This is a genomic window from Jeotgalibacillus soli (assembly GCF_000829435.1).
GTDB classification, from domain to species: Bacteria; Bacillota; Bacilli; order Bacillales; family Jeotgalibacillaceae; genus Jeotgalibacillus; species Jeotgalibacillus soli.
Genome location: NZ_JXRP01000019.1, coordinates 315,773 through 332,734 on the forward strand (window position 1 = coordinate 315,773; position 16,962 = coordinate 332,734).

The 16,962-nt window shown below is 40.0% G+C and carries 19 protein-coding genes; 1 reads left to right on the plus strand and 18 read right to left on the minus strand.

Annotated elements, in window-relative coordinates; translation table 11 throughout:
• Positions 1-394: 394 nt before the first annotated feature.
• Positions 395-1,771, plus strand: a complete 1,377-nt coding sequence (locus KP78_RS15790; RefSeq protein ID WP_041090304.1) for a glycine--tRNA ligase — start codon at positions 395-397, stop codon at positions 1,769-1,771.
• A 29-nt stretch (positions 1,772-1,800) separates the two neighbouring features.
• Here KP78_RS15790 and recO read toward each other — a convergent pair whose 3' ends face one another.
• The 18 genes from recO to KP78_RS15875 form a co-directional block, all read right to left on the minus strand.
• Positions 1,801-2,598 (minus strand): DNA repair protein RecO, encoded by a 798-nt coding sequence (gene recO / locus KP78_RS15795; RefSeq protein WP_052474877.1) that lies wholly within the window; start codon positions 2,596-2,598, stop codon positions 1,801-1,803.
• Between the two features lie 43 nt (positions 2,599-2,641).
• Positions 2,642-2,791 carry a YqzL family protein gene (locus KP78_RS19420; protein WP_084220111.1) on the minus strand — a complete coding sequence of 50 codons (150 nt, stop codon included), beginning with the start codon at positions 2,789-2,791 and terminating at the stop codon, positions 2,642-2,644.
• A 146-nt stretch (positions 2,792-2,937) separates the two neighbouring features.
• The gene (gene era / locus KP78_RS15800) at positions 2,938-3,849 is read right to left on the minus strand and encodes a GTPase Era (protein WP_041090305.1); all 912 of its coding nucleotides are present in this window, start codon (positions 3,847-3,849) and stop codon (positions 2,938-2,940) included.
• Positions 3,827-4,240, minus strand: a complete 414-nt coding sequence (locus tag KP78_RS15805) for a cytidine deaminase (RefSeq protein ID WP_041090306.1) — start codon at positions 4,238-4,240, stop codon at positions 3,827-3,829. The genes era and KP78_RS15805 overlap by 23 nt, the downstream gene beginning before the upstream one ends.
• Before the next feature lie 180 nt (positions 4,241-4,420).
• Positions 4,421-4,795: a diacylglycerol kinase gene (locus KP78_RS15810; RefSeq protein WP_041090307.1), complete on the minus strand. Its 375-nt coding sequence runs from the start codon at positions 4,793-4,795 to the stop codon at positions 4,421-4,423.
• A gap of 3 nt (positions 4,796-4,798) precedes the next feature.
• Complete coding sequence (gene ybeY / locus KP78_RS15815) at positions 4,799-5,275, minus strand: rRNA maturation RNase YbeY (protein WP_041090308.1); 477 nt, start codon at positions 5,273-5,275, stop codon at positions 4,799-4,801.
• On the minus strand, positions 5,272-7,425 hold the full coding sequence (locus tag KP78_RS15820) for an HD family phosphohydrolase (protein ID WP_041090309.1): 2,154 nt from the start codon (positions 7,423-7,425) through the stop codon (positions 5,272-5,274). Before KP78_RS15820 ends, ybeY begins: the two co-directional genes overlap by 4 nt.
• A gap of 233 nt (positions 7,426-7,658) precedes the next feature.
• A complete protein-coding gene (locus tag KP78_RS15825) occupies positions 7,659-8,624 on the minus strand; it encodes a PhoH family protein (RefSeq protein ID WP_041090310.1) in 966 nt (321 codons plus the stop codon).
• Positions 8,621-9,802, minus strand: a complete 1,182-nt coding sequence (yqfD, locus tag KP78_RS15830) for a sporulation protein YqfD (RefSeq protein ID WP_041090311.1) — start codon at positions 9,800-9,802, stop codon at positions 8,621-8,623. Before yqfD ends, KP78_RS15825 begins: the two co-directional genes overlap by 4 nt.
• The gene (locus KP78_RS15835) at positions 9,799-10,098 is read right to left on the minus strand and encodes a YabP/YqfC family sporulation protein (protein ID WP_052474878.1); all 300 of its coding nucleotides are present in this window, start codon (positions 10,096-10,098) and stop codon (positions 9,799-9,801) included. The genes yqfD and KP78_RS15835 overlap by 4 nt, the downstream gene beginning before the upstream one ends.
• A gap of 59 nt (positions 10,099-10,157) precedes the next feature.
• Entirely contained in the window at positions 10,158-10,628 is a 471-nt protein-coding gene (locus tag KP78_RS15840; protein WP_041090312.1) for a hypothetical protein, read from the minus strand.
• A 24-nt stretch (positions 10,629-10,652) separates the two neighbouring features.
• Positions 10,653-11,660, minus strand: coding sequence for a flotillin-like protein FloA (floA, locus tag KP78_RS15845; RefSeq protein ID WP_041090313.1), 1,008 nt, complete (start codon positions 11,658-11,660; stop codon positions 10,653-10,655).
• A 22-nt stretch (positions 11,661-11,682) separates the two neighbouring features.
• Positions 11,683-12,993: an NfeD family protein gene (locus KP78_RS15850; RefSeq protein ID WP_422723717.1), complete on the minus strand. Its 1,311-nt coding sequence runs from the start codon at positions 12,991-12,993 to the stop codon at positions 11,683-11,685.
• A 210-nt stretch (positions 12,994-13,203) separates the two neighbouring features.
• Positions 13,204-13,650 (minus strand): GatB/YqeY domain-containing protein, encoded by a 447-nt coding sequence (locus KP78_RS15855; protein ID WP_041090314.1) that lies wholly within the window; start codon positions 13,648-13,650, stop codon positions 13,204-13,206.
• A 22-nt stretch (positions 13,651-13,672) separates the two neighbouring features.
• The gene (gene rpsU, locus KP78_RS15860; protein ID WP_041090315.1) at positions 13,673-13,846 is read right to left on the minus strand and encodes a 30S ribosomal protein S21; all 174 of its coding nucleotides are present in this window, start codon (positions 13,844-13,846) and stop codon (positions 13,673-13,675) included.
• Positions 13,847-14,027: 181 nt separating this feature from the next.
• Positions 14,028-14,696 (minus strand): deoxyribose-phosphate aldolase, encoded by a 669-nt coding sequence (gene deoC, locus KP78_RS15865; RefSeq protein ID WP_041090316.1) that lies wholly within the window; start codon positions 14,694-14,696, stop codon positions 14,028-14,030.
• 163 nt (positions 14,697-14,859) lie between these two features.
• Positions 14,860-16,203, minus strand: a complete 1,344-nt coding sequence (mtaB, locus tag KP78_RS15870; RefSeq protein WP_041090317.1) for a tRNA (N(6)-L-threonylcarbamoyladenosine(37)-C(2))-methylthiotransferase MtaB — start codon at positions 16,201-16,203, stop codon at positions 14,860-14,862.
• Between the two features lie 5 nt (positions 16,204-16,208).
• Entirely contained in the window at positions 16,209-16,961 is a 753-nt protein-coding gene (locus tag KP78_RS15875) for a 16S rRNA (uracil(1498)-N(3))-methyltransferase (protein ID WP_041090318.1), read from the minus strand.
• Between the last annotated feature and the right edge of the window lies 1 nt (position 16,962).

Genomic DNA, 16,962 nt, shown 5'->3' on the forward strand with positions numbered 1-16,962 from the left:
AAAGTATTCGCCTATATGTAAGTCTTTTTCGTTCGAAAACCTGCTTTTACAATGTAACGTGTATCAATTAAATGATCAAATATTTTGTTCATCCGGATTATAAAAAAGAGCATGTTGAGATTTCATAAACTTCGTGGTAGGATAATTCATATCAGCTTTAACTATATGATGCGCAATGAAGGAAAATGAGTACTTGCACAAAATAAAGCGACTAGGGATAGTGAAAGCCTAGCAAGCAAGGAAATGGCGTTCCTGAGCAATGCAATGATGAAAGTGGATGCGCCCAGCGCATCAACTAGGGTGGAACCGCGGACATGATGCTCCGTCCCTAGGCTTATAATAAGCCTAGGGACGGAGCTTTTTTATGTAAAATGAACTAAAAGGAGAGCTGTATATGTCATCAATGGAAGAAATTGTACAATTAGCAAAGCATAGAGGATTTGTGTTTCCAGGTTCTGAAATTTATGGTGGACTTGCAAACACATGGGATTACGGTCCGCTAGGGGTCGAGCTTAAAAACAATATTAAAAAAGCATGGTGGAAAAAGTTCATTCAAGAATCACCATACAATGTCGGTCTTGACGCCGCGATTTTAATGAATCCAAAAACATGGGAAGCATCTGGTCACGTTGGTAACTTCAATGACCCAATGCTTGATTGTAAACACTGTAAATCAAGACATCGTGCTGATAAATTAATTGAATCAGCCATTGAAGCCAAAGGTCAGGAATTGATTGTTGACGGTCTTCCATTCTCAAGAATGCAAGAGCTAATCATTGAACATGATATCTCTTGTCCAAACTGCGGAAGCAAAGACTTTACGGAAATCCGTCAATTTAATTTGATGTTTAAAACATTCCAAGGCGTTACCGAGGCATCGACGAACGAGATCTTTCTTCGTCCGGAAACAGCACAAGGAATCTTTGTTAACTTTAAAAATGTACAGCGTACCATGAGAAAGAAAGTTCCATTTGGAATTGGTCAAATCGGAAAAAGCTTTAGAAATGAAATAACACCAGGGAATTTTACCTTCCGTACAAGAGAATTTGAACAAATGGAGATAGAATTTTTCTGTAAGCCAGGTGAAGATCTTGAATGGCACAGCTACTGGCGTGAATTTTGTAAAAACTGGCTGCTAAACCTGGGAATGCAAGAAGACAGCATGCGCTTGCGAGACCATGATGAAGATGAGCTATCTCACTACAGCAATGCAACTACCGATATTGAATATCGCTTCCCATTTGGCTGGGGTGAGCTTTGGGGGATTGCAGATCGTACTGATTTTGATTTGAAACGGCATATGGAGCATTCAGGTGAGGATTTCACCTACATTGACCCTCAAACAAATGAGCGTTTTGTCCCTTATTGCATCGAACCATCACTGGGTGCAGACCGTGTAACACTTGCATTCTTATGTAATGCTTTTGAGCAGGAGGAGCTTGAAAACGAAAGCCGTACAGTTTTGCGTTTCCATCCTGCCATTGCACCGTTTAAAGCAGCTATACTTCCTCTGTCTAAAAAGCTTAGTGAAGAAGCCGCTAAAGTGCACCAGGAGCTGGCTGCAGACTTTATGGTTGACTTTGATGAGTCTCAGTCCATCGGGAAGCGTTACCGTCGCCAAGACGAAATTGGAACTCCATTCTGTATTACCTTTGACTTTGATTCATTAGAGGACAAACAAGTAACCGTTCGTCATCGTGATTCAATGGAGCAGGTGAGAATGCCAATCTCTGAAGTAAAAGCCTTCTTAACAAAAGAAATTCAATTTTAATCAAAAGGAGAGGAAGCTAACCATTATGGCTAGCTTCCTTTTTCATCACGTATATCATCTTCCACTTTCTTTTCTTGTAATAACTCCTTCATACGGTCAAGCTGTTCAAGAAAATATCTGGACTTAACATATACACCTACATATTCGTCATAGTATGTTCGAATAACCTGCCGCAGCTCTTGTTTCGTTTTATCCTGGACTGAAATGGTTCCCAGCCTAGACAAATCGAAAACATAAAATAGCCTCAGCAATCGAATCGTTTGTTCTGATACACGAAGCCTAAAATCATCAATGTGAGCACAACGGTGACATAATAGACCATTTTCACGAATTGAAAATCCAAACTGCCCTTCCGTTTCACCACAGTTTGCGCATTGATCTAATACAGGTTGAACACCATATACAGGGAGCAGCTTCATTTCAAAGATAAAACAAATCACTTCTTCGTCATATCCTTCATTAATAAAGGATAAGCACTGTAAAAAAAGCTCGAATAAAAAAGGGTTTATTTTATTATCCTCTACTGCTTTATCCAATAGATCGGCCATATATGATGCATGAGCAGCTTTAAACAAGTCCTCTTTAATTATTCGCCAGGATGCGATCATATCTCCCTGCTGGAGCGTTCCCATTCCTGAACCTTTTTGGAATAAAAAATGAGCATATGTAAAAAGCTGAGACACAGCAGATAATCTGCTATTCGCTTTTTTAGCTCCCCTTGCCATGACGGCTATTTTGCCAAGCTCTCTTGTATAAATGGTGACTACTTTATTTGATTCACCATAATCATTTGTTCGAATCACGATACCTTCACATTTCTGGAGCATTTGACAATCCTCCCCGCTTAAGTAGAGCGGCAAACCAAGCTAATTAATGTTGCGGGAAGGTTTGTGACTGCCATTCTTCTTCTGTTATAAGCATGTCTGACCGGATTTCGTCCTGCTCTTCTATCTCTTTCAGTAGAAGATACGTATCAATATTCCCAGTCTTACTAAATACTTTCCAGGTAAAATCAAGCATACGTCTCACGTCCTTTCATGTTTTATCCATGAATTAACTTTACGACCTGATGTACTTTATTGTTCCACCCGACAGACTCAATCATGGCACGTAACATTTACCATTCCTTCCGACAGCAACCATCGCCCTGCTACTGCATTTAACTCTTAATAGTCGTCCTCTTTGAAGCCGAAGTCTCGAAGGCTGGAAGCTTTGTTTCGCCAGTCTTTTTGAACCTTTACCCATAATTCGAGATATACTTTTGAACCTAGCAAATGCTCAATATCTTCCCGTGCTCGCTGACCAATTTCTTTTAGCATGGCTCCTCGTTTCCCAATAATTATGCCTTTTTGGGAATCTCTCTCAACAATAACAGAAGCCATGACATTGATCAGTTCTTTTCCTTCTTCTTTACTTATTTTTTCAATAGCAACAGCTATAGAGTGAGGAATTTCTTCTCTTGTAAGATGAAGAGCCTTCTCACGAATAAGCTCAGAAATGATAAATCGTTCCGGGTGATCCGTAATTTGATCCGCCGGGTAATACTGAGGTCCCTCAGGAAGATTGGCTTGAATTTGATCAAGCAGCGTCTCCACGTTGTTTCCCTCTAACGCCGATATAGGAACAATTTCTGTAAATTCCTGACGCTTGCGGTAATTATCGATCATCGGCAGGAGCTCGTCTGGATGAATTTTATCAATTTTATTCAACACCAGGAATACAGGTGTTTTAATCCCTTGGAGCAGCTCCATAATATATTGATCACCTCGACCTAACCCCTCGTCCACGTTAACCATGAATAGAATTAAATCAACTTCACGAAACGTATTCGTTGCCATTTTTATCATAAAGTCACCAAGCTTATGCTTTGGCTTATGGATGCCTGGAGTATCAATAAAAATCATTTGACTTTCGGGTAATGTTAATACCCCTTGAATTTTATTACGGGTTGTCTGTGGCTTATCGCTCATTATCGCGATCTTCTGCCCGATTACTCGATTCAGAAATGTTGATTTACCAACATTTGGTCTTCCGATAATAGATATAAATCCTGATTTATACTTTGTCTGATTCGTCATGTAAATCCTCCGGTGAAAAAGCTCCAGGTAATAACTCAGCAACTGTCAGCTCCTGGACATCCCCGTGCAAGTTTGTTAAGTATACTTTCATATCTTGATTACATAGTTCTGAAATAACCTGTCTGCAGGCTCCGCAAGGCGGTACAGGCCGCTTAGTATCTGCCACAACAGCAATAGCCTCAAAGTGGCGATCTCCCTCTGACACCGCTTTAAATAACGCTGTACGCTCTGCACAATTACACATGCTATACGCAGCATTTTCAATATTACAGCCATGATAAATCCGACCGTCTTTTGTTAGCAGGGCAGCCCCTACTTTAAATTTGGAGTAAGGTACATACGCTTTTTCACGCGCTGCTTTAGCTTCTTCCATTAACGTTTTTTTGTTCATTACTGCAGCTCTCCTTCAGGTCAGTCAATAACTCTCTGGGGATTTTCACGCCCAGCCAGTTACAACCAATGATCGCTTTTTTCTTGATTCGGAAAAAAGCTACTCAACGTATCATTTATTGTACTACATTTTATCCGAAAAGAAATGCATCGTCACAAGTTTAGCCCTAATGTAGCTGAATTAGAAAAAAACAAGGCACCATTTGATTATTTTTGGAACAAAAATGACAATACCTACAATAAACGCCATACAAGCATAAATTAATACAGCTGCTGCTGAAGCATCCTTAGCCCGTTTAGCTAAAGGATGCTGCTCACGTGTAATAAGATCAACGCTTCGCTCTACGGCCGTGTTCATAAGCTCCGTTGATAATACACCTGTAATAGCCAATATAACAAAAAGCCATTCAATCGCATTAAGAGAGAACACAAAGCCCAGTACTACCATAGTCAATGCAACGCAGGCATGTATACGAAAATTTTGTTCATTCTGCCATACATCAACAATCCCTTGCCAAGCATATTTGAATGAAGCAACCAATCTTTCATAGTCCATGTATTATGACCTCGTTAGGCCGAATTCCTCCAGCAGTGCTGTTTGACGACCAAACATTTTCTCTTCATCCTTTTTGTCTATATGGTCATAACCCAGCAGATGAAGAAATCCATGAAGTGCTAAAAATCCAAGCTCTCTAGAAAAAGAATGATCATATTCTGTTGCTTGTTTTCTTGCTACCTCAACAGAGATAATGATATCCCCCAGCATACGCGGAATGTCTTCCCCACCAACAATCCTCACTTCTCCCTCTCCTTCTTCCTCCATAGCAAATGATATAACATCTGTAGGCTGATCTTTTTGGCGGTATTCGCGATTTATTTCTTTGATGCGTTCGCTCGTCACAAATGTCACGGAGCATTCGCTGTCTGCAGGAATACCTTCTTTATTAGCAGCAAAATTTAATAAAGCTTGAACAAGTTCAGTATCCATATCCTCCAGTTCATTCGTTTCGTCTAGAAAATCAATCTGTATCGTCATGCTTGCGCCTTCCTTTCTTGTTCTTTTTTAAATTCTGGATACTCAATTCTTGAATGGAAAATCCCATTTAATGTCTCGCAGAATACCCGTTTGATGGTTTCGATTTCTTTTAAGGTTATGTCGCATTCATTGAATTGTCCGTCTTTTAATCGATCCTGCACAATAGAATGTACTAACTCTTTAATTTTTTCCGATGTAGGATCTTTCATTGAACGAACTGCCGCTTCAACACTATCGGCTACTGAAATAACAGCTGTTTCTTTCGTTTGAGGCTTAGGTCCTGGATATCGGTAATCCTCCTCATACACATCTTCCCCATCGTTTTTTGCTTTATAATAAAAAAACTTTAAAAGCGTGGTACCGTGGTGCTGTTCTGCAATATCGACAAATTCCTTAGGCAATTTATACTTGCGAAGCATTTCAGCCCCCTCAAGGGAATGTGAGATTATAATATCTCTTGATGCTTCAGGACTGAGACGATCATGAGGGTTTTGACTATTCATTTGGTTTTCAATAAAATAATGCGGTCGTTTCGTTTTACCAATATCATGATAATAGCAGCCAACTCGAGCAAGCAAGCCATTTGCCCCAATTGCTTCACAAGCTGATTCTGCCAAATTGGCAACCATGACACTATGGTGATATGTACCTGGGGCTTCCGTCAAAATTCTTTTTAATAACGGATGATTCGGATTCGAAAGTTCAACTAACTTCATCATTGATAATATCCCAAATCCAGCTTCAAATAAAGGCAGCAAGCCGATCGTTAAAATAGATGCCATTAAGCCAGCAACACTTGCAAATAAGAAATAATAAAGAAAGTCCATAATTGTATATTGTACGTTTTCCATTAATAACATCGAAAATAAGATCAGTACATTAGCAGCTCCTACAAATAACCCTGCTCTTAAAAAATGCGTTCTCCTTGTCGCATGTGATAGAAATAAAATTCCCGCCAGTCCACTAAATAAGAAATAAAGAGCAATTTCAACATTAATCGAGCCTGTAAGACTGTCATTAAAAACAATGCTGCCGCTAGCTGCCAGCAAAATCGTGACAACAAGTGCCAGTCTTGTATTTATCATACTTCGAATAAGCATGCTGGCAATGGCTACAGGAAATATATATCCTATTTCCATCAAATCTAATTCTCTCACAAGCTCTGTTACCTTCATTAAACTAAGTGTTAACAGAAAGATCATACTAACAAGCGTTAAGTAGTTTTGCTTTTTTTCCTCTTCAATATTCCATGATGAAAAATGAAAATAAAGTACAGCAACAACAATAAAAGAAAATAACAAAACACCAAGCAATGGGGTAATCGTTTCATTATTCATTGTTAGACCGAGTGCTTCAAGCTGGCGATAGATATCGCGGTCAATTAAATAGCCTTCTTGAACAATTACTTGCCCCTCAAGGATTTGAACCGGATCGACTGCTCCTCTCGCTTGTTCTCTTATTGCCTCAGTCTGTTCTTCATCAAATATATTTGTTTCGACAATGGCAAATTGACCGAGTGCAGTTACCGCCTGTCTAAGATTTTCTTCTATGGAGAAGCTCAGCAGTTGATTTTCTATTTGGTTTCTACTTGCTGTAATTTCGTCCGCTTTAATCGGACTATCCATTGTTAAATCTATTTGATTCAACACGATATTCTTGATGTTTTCAAGCTCTGAATCAGGTGTAGCTAATAATACTTCAAATACATGATCATCAATTGCTGTCGTAACGTTCTCAGACACATCAGCTGATAAGGCATCCTTTAAGTCTTCAAGCATGTCATCCGTGACTTGATCCGATGCGGCTCGATTGTCCTCCTGTTGTAAATCTATGTTAAACTCTGTAGCAAAGTCAAAGATTGACCCAATAAGTGATGTTCTATTATCCACAATTTCTGGCCGGAAAACATAAATGTCTGCCACTTCTGCTGCTGCACGTTGCTGTTCAATTTCAGTCCTCTGTTCATCTATAATCGTCTTGGGAGATCGAATCGTTTCTTCGGACACAGAAAACAAACGGATGTTATAGGTTTCAACCCGCACATTACTAAATAACAATAAGAAAGTTAAGGCAGCTACAATTCCCAAAAGCAGCAACGTAAATAAACGATAACTAAGCAGTGTTCGTATTCGCCGAATCCAATACTCCATTTCAAATCACGCTCCAATAGATAAAGTGAGCGATAGCCCGAGGAAGCTCCCTTTAAGTAGAAATCAAGCCAATAATGTAAAATTATAGAATTTATTATCATAAATACCTACATTACTTTTGTCAGTAATCTTTCAACGTATACGGTTAGTATAGCAGATAAACTACATTGAAAAATGAAAAATCTGCCCATCTCCTGAAAGAAAATGAACAGATTTTGTCTACTACTATTTCTTTATTTTGATTCTTTTTCCTCATAGGCTCCAATTATTCGTCCAACAAGAGGATGTCGTACAACGTCCGTTTGTTCTAAATAATTGAATGCTATGCCTTTGACATCCTTTAGAATATACTGAGCGGCTATCAGACCTGATTCTACACCTTTTGGCAGATCCACTTGACTTTGATCTCCAGTAATCACCATCTTTGAACCAAATCCAAGTCTTGTTAGAAACATCTTCATCTGTGCACGAGTAGTATTCTGAGCTTCATCCAATATGACAAACGCGTCGTCAAGTGTTCGTCCACGCATATAAGCCAGCGGCGCGATTTCAATGGTTCCTCTTTCGATGAGGCGCTGTGTATGCTCTGCACCTAGAACATCATTTAGCGCATCATATAAAGGCCGCAAATAAGGATCGACCTTTTCTTTTAAGTCACCGGGCAGAAAGCCTAGGCTTTCTCCGGCTTCAACAGCTGGCCTAGTTAAAATTATTCGCTTCACCTTGTTGCTTTTTAATCCGTGAACGGCCATTACAACAGCTAAATATGTTTTACCTGTCCCAGCAGGTCCAATTCCAAATACAAGATCATGCTTTCGAATGGACGTAACATATTGACGCTGGCCCATGGTTTTCGCACGAATTGGCTTCCCATTTGCACTTTTTGTGATTTCTTCATCATACATCTCATCAAAATATTCAATGGTACCTCTTTGAGCTAGTTGGACCGCATACATAACATCTCTCTGGCTTATTTGCACACCCTTACGAATTACCTTTAACAGTTGAGTTAAAACCTGCTCGGCCAGCTCGATCTGTTCTTTAGCACCCGTAATGCGAATCGTCTCTCCTCTCGAAATAATGGACACCTGAAGTTCGTTCTCTATGGTTTTTAAGTGAGCATCTGCCGTCCCAAAAAGAGCCACAGCCTCATTTGGATCCTCTAATGGTAAATCAATGTTCATTCTTTCATCTGTCATTCGCGTGTCTCCTCGGTAAAAGGTTTTACTTCTGCAATATCCTCAATCGTTTGAAAATAGATTGTTAACTTAACTTTACCATTCTCAATTTGTTCATGCAAAATTTTTTCATTTTGAATATGACCTATTCCTCCAATCAATGAAAGCACCTCTTTTCTTGCTACCTTCAAAGCGATGTTTATGGCTTGTTTTCGATCAATCGACTCTTTTTTCCGTTCAACTTCTAAATAATGAACGTTAGAACGTCTAAAAGGAAGCTCTTTTCCAAATAATTTAAAATCATGTTCTGTTACCTCTTCAATTGATCGCTTATATGGTACAGGCTTTATGTGCAAAGGAGGAGATCTCCAATCTTGAAAATGCAGGTACATTCTTGTAGTCTCTTCACCAGTTAATTCTTCTCTGGTCAAAGTTAAGGGCATTGCAACATTAACTTCATACCATGTCTCCGCTAATACAACTCCTTTGGAAGCAACTGCTTTCTGATCTTCTTCTCTTCCTACCAGACCGGAAACAATAATTTGACCTTTTTTCACCACACTATTCACTTTTTCAATTGGCTGCCCTGCTTCAATTAACATCGATTGAATCGTACCAGTTTTGGCAGCTACAATATGAGAAGGCTGATTATTCTCTTCAAATAACATGCCTTGCTTTTCTTTTAATCGAATGATTAACGTTGTTCCTTTCCATTCCATCCCCATCCAGGAAAGCTTGTCTACATGCTTATATAAGGCAGAAGCAACATCATTTTCTTTAGGTAAAGACCGCTGCAAGCGACCAGACCGAATACCCTGTTCTTTTAATGCCTCTTTCACCTCCTGTTGTATTTCCGGGGTTGCTCCCGCCAATTCTATGGACCATAGAAACTGAGAAAGGACAATAACAATGCCGACTGCAATAAGCATCCATAATAAAAACGATCGAATAGTAAACATTTTTTTCGCAAAAAAAACCAGACCACCAGACTGTTTAAGATCGATTCGACATCCAGACCGATAAGCCGCCTTTCGAACTGCAGACAAAGATTGAATGGTAACCAAAAATTCTATTTTATTTGCCTGGATAACTTTAATTTGTCGCAGCGGTACACCAGCCTCGTGTAATCGTCGAATCACGATTGCATGAGCGTCTCCTTTGACGGTAACTAAAACGGTTCCTGGCAGTATTCTCTTCATTTAGGCTCTCCACCTTGCTGACGTCTATAGCGGACTAGATCAATCTCACCTTTGATCGTCATTTCACCTGCTACCATGGATAGTATGGTCATAGAAGTTCCCTCCACCTCGATTCGGCCTCCGTGAACTTCAATCCATATATGATCCACTTCCACTCGAAGCAAGCCTTTATGATTTTCAATATGTAAGAGGAAGGAACCAATCCATGTCATCCTAGGCAAATCAAACAATAGATCATCAGGCAGATGCAAAGATTTTCCGACCCTTTGCTTTGCTTTCATCAGCCAATCAGACATACAAAAAGAACCCCCTCTCCTCTCAACTATATGAGAAGGATTGGGGGTTCATAACTTTTTTAACGACGCATTCTCTGCGCATAGGATTTCTTTGCACGAGGAGGGCCCAGGATTTCTGATAAAATAATCCCGTTCACTAAATTTTGCTGATTTAAACCATCTTTAATGGATAAATTTTCAATATTTAATTTTTTAACAACCATTGCCGCTTGTTTACGATTTTCAAGTTCTTCTTTAAGGCGATTTTCTTCACGGGATAGAAACATTGAAGACGGTTCATCAACAGGAACTTTCTTCGGTTTTGAATTTTCTATATCTGATCGCTGTTTTTCATACTCTTTCTCCAATTCACTCGCTGAACGATCCAGCTGTTGTCCGAAATTTCTTGTGCGTTCGCGAGCAGGCCTTTGCTCAGTTTGCTTCTGTGCTGAAGGAACGGGCTTTGGTTGTGACTCTTCTACCTGCTTTTTCTTTTGATTATTGATCAAACCAACGATGGCTGCTATGACCATAAAGATTATCGCTTCCATTTAGTGATCCTCCCTTCCGGATCATCACTGCTCTTTCTTATTCTTTAAATCTTCTTTTTTTCCACCGGACGACATTTGGCCAATTGAATCTCTCATACCTGTATCGGCATCGATATTTTTATAATTCATGTAGTCCATAACACCAATGTTTCCTTCGCGAAGAGCTTCTGACATCGCTAGAGGTACTTCTGCTTCTGCTTCCACTACTTTTGCTCTCATTTCTTCTACGCGGGCCTTCATTTCTTGCTCTTGTGCTACGGCCATTGCACGACGCTCTTCCGCTTTTGCTTGAGCAATATTCTTATCAGCTTCAGCTTGTTCTTTTTGAAGCTCGGCACCGATATTTTTACCGATGTCAACATCAGCAATATCAATGGATAGAATTTCAAATGCTGTACCAGAGTCTAACCCTTTTCCTAATACGGTTTGAGAGATCATATCTGGATTTTCAAGTACTTTTTTATGGTCTAAACTTGAACCGATTGTGCTGATAATCCCCTCACCGACACGGGCTACAATGGTCTCTTCACCAGCACCACCGACAAGACGTTCGATATTAGCGCGCACTGTAATACGTGCTTTTGCCTTCACTTCAATCCCATTCATAGCAACACCCGCGATAAAGGGTGTCTCGATTACTTTTGGATTAACACTCATTTGAACGGCCTGCAGTACGTCACGACCAGCCAGGTCAATCGCAGCACAACGCTCAAAGCTAAGCTCAATATTTGCACGCTGAGCCGCAATTAGTGCGTTTATTACACGGTCAACGTTACCACCAGCAAGATAGTGACTTTCAAGCTGATTAATAGACACATTAATACCTGCTTTTGATGCTTTAATCATTGGGTTAATGACGCGGTTCGGAATAACCCTTCTTAGTCTCATTCCGATTAAGGTGAAAATACTTACCTTAACACCTGCTGCTAATGCAGAAATCCATAATGCAACAGGAACAAAGGTAAACAACACGCTTAATAGAATAATTGCTACTGCGATAATTACTACTAACATGATTGCTTCAACTGTCATTTTAATCACTCACTCCTTTTAATTAGTCAACTTCTCGAACAACAATTCGAGAACCTTCTACTTTTACTACCTTAACATTTTTTTGCCTATCAATATAGCCGCCTTCTGTGACTGCATCGATTGGTTCATCATCAATAACAATTGTTCCGGAAGGACGAAGAGGTGTTCTGGTCACACCGATTTTCCCAATAAGCTCAAGTCGGTTAACGTTGGAAACATACCCACTCTCGGTGCTAGTTGAATCACTCAGAATGAACTTTTTTAAAAGATGCAGATTTTTACCCAGGAATTTCACCATGATCACCATCCCAATTACTGCTACGAGCAGTGCAATAGAAAGGGCAATGCCCATAAACACGATACTGCTGCCCGCGAGCAAAATACTTGCCAGTACTGCAATTAAACCTATAATACCAACAATGCCACCTGGGATATAGAACTCTGCAATGATCAGCGCTACTCCAATTAAGAAAAGGAATACAACCTCAAACCCTGCTAAGCCAGCAACGAGGTGACCATAGAAAAATAGAAGCAACGACGATATTCCCATTATTCCAGGTACGCCAAATCCAGGTGAGTACAGTTCAACCACAAGTCCTAATCCCGCAATAGAAAGTAGAATAGGCACAACGACTGGATGTGTAATAAAACGAGCCAAGTTTTCAAGGAAGGTCGGCTCGATTGTACGAACTTCAGCATCTGTATAACCTAGCTGATCCAACAATGCGTCAAGGTTCGCTACTGTTCCTTCAGAATACCCCACTTCATACGCCTTCGTTGCGGTTAAGGTCAACAGCTGTCTTTGAGGAAGGTCATACTCTGACAAGTCTATCGTTTCATCCGCCATTGCCATAGCAATTTTGGGATCCCGATTACTGGATTCAGCAGCTGTTTCCATAGCAGACAGCCAGTAGCTTTGAGCTTTATTATCTGCTTCATTTCCAGCGGAATCAATGATAGAGGCCGCGCCCATTTTTCCAGATTGAGTCATGTAGATCTCATCTGCATTGAGGGCAATATATGCACCTGCAGAGATTGCATCAGGATTCACAAAAGCAATCGTTTCTAACTCTGTTTTATTGAAAATTTCTGATATTTCAGTTGCTGCAGTGACCGCACCGCCCGGCGTATTGATATCGAAAATAATCGCATCAGCATCCGCCTCTTCAGCTTCCTCTATCGATCGTTCTAAAAATGCGGCTAAGCCTCTTTCCACTTCTTTTTCCAGGGGCACTATATAAACAACTTCTTCTGCTGCTTTTACGGGTTGAAAAATCGAGGCAAAGGAAAACACGATAGCAAACATTAGAAAGAATAGTGTACCTTTACGAATCAAATAAATCCCCCCTTCTTGAACTTAAATACTCTTATTAGTATGTACGCAGGAATCTCAAGAAAGTTTCAAAAAGTTTGCAGGTTGTGCAAAAAAAAGCTGATCCCTCTACATTGTGCCTTAACATCAATCAGTAATCAAGCCGTGATAGGCAACCCATCACGGCTTGTTTATTAATTGACTGAAAACAAATGTATGTGATCAGCTATTTTATGATAATTGCTGCTGAACAAGTGCATTCACTCGTCCACCATCCGCTTTGCCTTTTACTTTCGGCATGACCGCATTCATTACCTTACCCATATCAGCCTTAGTTGATGCTTGAACTTCCTCAATCGTTTCAGCAACAATTTGAGATAGTTCCTCATCTGTCAACTGACGAGGCATATAGGTTTCAATTAGCGCAATCTCGGATACAAGCTTATCAGCTAAGTCATCACGACCAGCTTTTTTGAATTCTTGGAAAGAGTCTTTCCTCTGCTTAAGTTCACGTGAAAGAACAGTCAGTGCTTCATCTTCAGCAAGATCTTGCTTACCGAGCTTAATTGCCTCATTTTGCAAGGATGCTTTGACCATACGAATGACAGAAAGTTTATCTTTCTCTTTGTTTTTCATCGCTATTTTCATGTCTTGATTAAGACGCTCAAGAAGACTCAATTCAGGCACCCTCTATTCCAAATTAGAACTTACGCTTTCTTGCTGCTTCAGACTTTTTCTTACGCTTCACGCTTGGCTTTTCATAGAATTCGCGTTTTCTGAACTCTTGTAAAGTTCCAGCCTTTGATGTAGTCTTTTTGAAGCGGCGAAGAGCATCTTCAATCGATTCGTTTTTACGAATAACCGTTTTCGACATCTCTCTTTCCCTCCCTCCGAACACACTACACTTACAAGTTCAAGCAAAGAGAATAACAAGCAGTTATCCTTCATTGCATGCAGTAAGATAGGGATACTTACTGGCATTCATGGATGACCCATGTACTTATCTAGTATAATATAACGTCCGTTTTCGGTCAACCACATTTAAGAAGGATTAATTAATAATCGTTTTCTGAAACTAATCCCTGCAGAATTTGAACACCCGAGCTTGCACCAATTCGAGAAGCACCTGCTTCGATCATGCTGTTTGCATCATCAGTCGAACGTACGCCGCCAGATGCTTTTACACCGATGTCTGGACCTACTGTTTTTCTCATAAGACGAATGTCTTCAACCGTAGCGCCTCCTGTTGAGAACCCAGTTGATGTTTTAACAAAATCTGCACCTGCAGCAACAGCTAGCTCACACGCACGCACTTTTTCCTCTTCAGTAAGCAGGGATGCTTCAATAATTACTTTAGTAAGCGCTTTTCCTTTCGCTGCAGCAACAACAGCTTGGATATCCTGCTGTACAGCTTCGAATTTGCCACTTTTAAGTGCACCAATGTTGATCACCATATCAACTTCAGTTGCACCATCTTCGATCGCTTTCTTTGCTTCAAAAGCTTTCGTTTCTGTAGCGGATGCTCCTAAAGGAAAGCCAATTACCGTGCAAACCTTTACGTCAGATCCTGCAAGCTGTTCACTGGAAAAACGAACCCATGAAGGATTTACGCATACCGACATAAAATGGTATTCACGAGCCTCATTGCACAATAGTGCAATCTGCTCTTGTGTTGCTTCTGGTTTTAGTAATGTATGGTCAATCATCTTTGCGATAGAAGTCATATCCATTCTCCTTTGAATAAGTTGTACGTACCTATCATACCATGTGACAGAATAAATAACGAGTTGAAGATCAATATGTTGACCAAAAAGATCCGATTCTATATCGGACCCTTTTGATCATTCTTATGGCACGAACATCAAAGATGGCTAAACTGATTATTGATTAATAGCCTGAAGCTTCTGCAGCTTCCATTACGCGAACGAATTCCCCTTCGTTATATGGATAGCCAGCTTTCGTTATTTTAACTTTTACAATCTTACCAATCATTTCTTCAGTTGCAGGAAATACAACTTTTAAATAATTATCTGTATAGCCTTCATACAAACGGCCCGTTGGATCATCTTTATGAAGCTCTTCAGGAATCACATCTAATACTTCACCTTCAAATGAAGAAGCATATTCCTTAGCAAGCTGGTCTGACAGAGCAATTAGTCGATGTACGCGTTCATTTTTAACATTCTCATCAACCTGATCGTCCATTCTTGCAGCTGGTGTTCCTGTTCGTTTTGAATAAGGGAACACATGAAGCTCGGAGAATTTTTGATCTTTTATAAATTGATAGGTTTCCATAAATTCTTCTTCCGTTTCTCCAGGGAAACCAACAATTACGTCTGATGTTACCGCAAGACCTGGAAGTGCCTTTTTAAGCTTTTCCAGTCTTTCAGCAAAAAATTCCATTGTATATTTACGTCTCATACGCTTTAAAACAGTATTTGAACCAGACTGTAATGGAATGTGCAGATGACGAACAACCATACTAGAGCGATCAATTACATCGATCACTTCATCTGTCAATTGACTTGCTTCAATTGAGGATATACGAATTCTCTTTAACCCTTTTACCTGCTCTTCTAAATCCTTTAAGAGCATGGCAAGGTTATAGTCCTTCATATCTTCTCCATATCCACCTGTGTGAATTCCTGTTAACACAATTTCCTTATACCCCGCATCAACCAGCTGTTGTGCCTGTTGAATAACCTCTTTCGGATCACGGGAACGCATAAGTCCTCTTGCCCAAGGGATAATGCAAAATGTGCAAAAATTATTGCAGCCTTCTTGAATTTTAAGAGAAGCTCTTGTTCTATCTGTAAATGCTGGGACATCAAGTTCCTCGTAAACACGAGCCTTCATAATATTGGTTACACCATTAATCGGCTGTCTATCTGTTTTATATTGATCAATGTAATCAAGCATTTTCATTCGATCCTGAGTTCCTACTACAATATCCACTCCAGGGATTGCCATAATCTCTGCAGGAGAGGTTTGAGCATAGCAGCCCGTTACGGCAATGACTGCATTGGGATTTTTTCGAATGGCACGACGAATGACCTGACGGCTTTTTTTGTCTCCTGTATTGGTAACTGTACATGTATTAATGACATATACATCAGAAACATGTTCATATTCCGCACGCTCATAGCCTTTATTTTTAAAAAGTTGCCAGATGGCTTCCGTTTCATAATGGTTAACTTTACAACCAAGGGTATGAAAAGCGACAGTTGCCATTTAATTCACCTCATTAATTCAAAATGATACGAGATTGCAGCAAGCGCATAAAGCGGTGCTGTCTCTGTTCTTAATATCCTGGGCCCAAACGCACATTTAACCGCACCCTTTTCTTCAAGGCGAGTTACTTCATCAGCTGTTAGTCCGCCTTCAGGACCAATAATAATTAACATCGATTGATGATCCATGGCCGTATTGAGTGTTTTAGCAAAAAGAGATTTTTCTCCTATTTTAGCCTCTTCTTCATACGCTACTACGACAAAGTCAAAAGTCTTTACTTTCTCAAGAAGCTCTTTAAAGGATTGAGGCGTGAAAACATTAGGCTGGCGATGACGATGAGATTGTTCTGCCGCTTCTTTTGCGATTTTATTCCATCGATCGACCTTTTTATCACCTTTTTTTGTATCCCATTTCACAATCGATCGCTCTGCAATAAATGGCATGAATGAATGAGCTCCTAATTCAGTCGCTTTTTGGATGACCAATTCTAGTTTATCTGATTTTGGCAATCCATGTGCGATCGTAATTCTCAACGGAAGCTCTGTAGACTTTTCTTCGACTGATTTAATTGCACAACTTACAGCATCATCTGTCAGCTCTTCAATTATAGCGATCACACTTGTCTCATCAGGAAAAACTGCATAAAGCGTTTCTCCCTGCTTCATACGCATCACTCGTTGAATGTGGTGAACATCTTCTCCAAGGATGCTGAATCTTCCTTGGTCATCTGGTGCATGGTTGACAAAATAGCGCTGCATA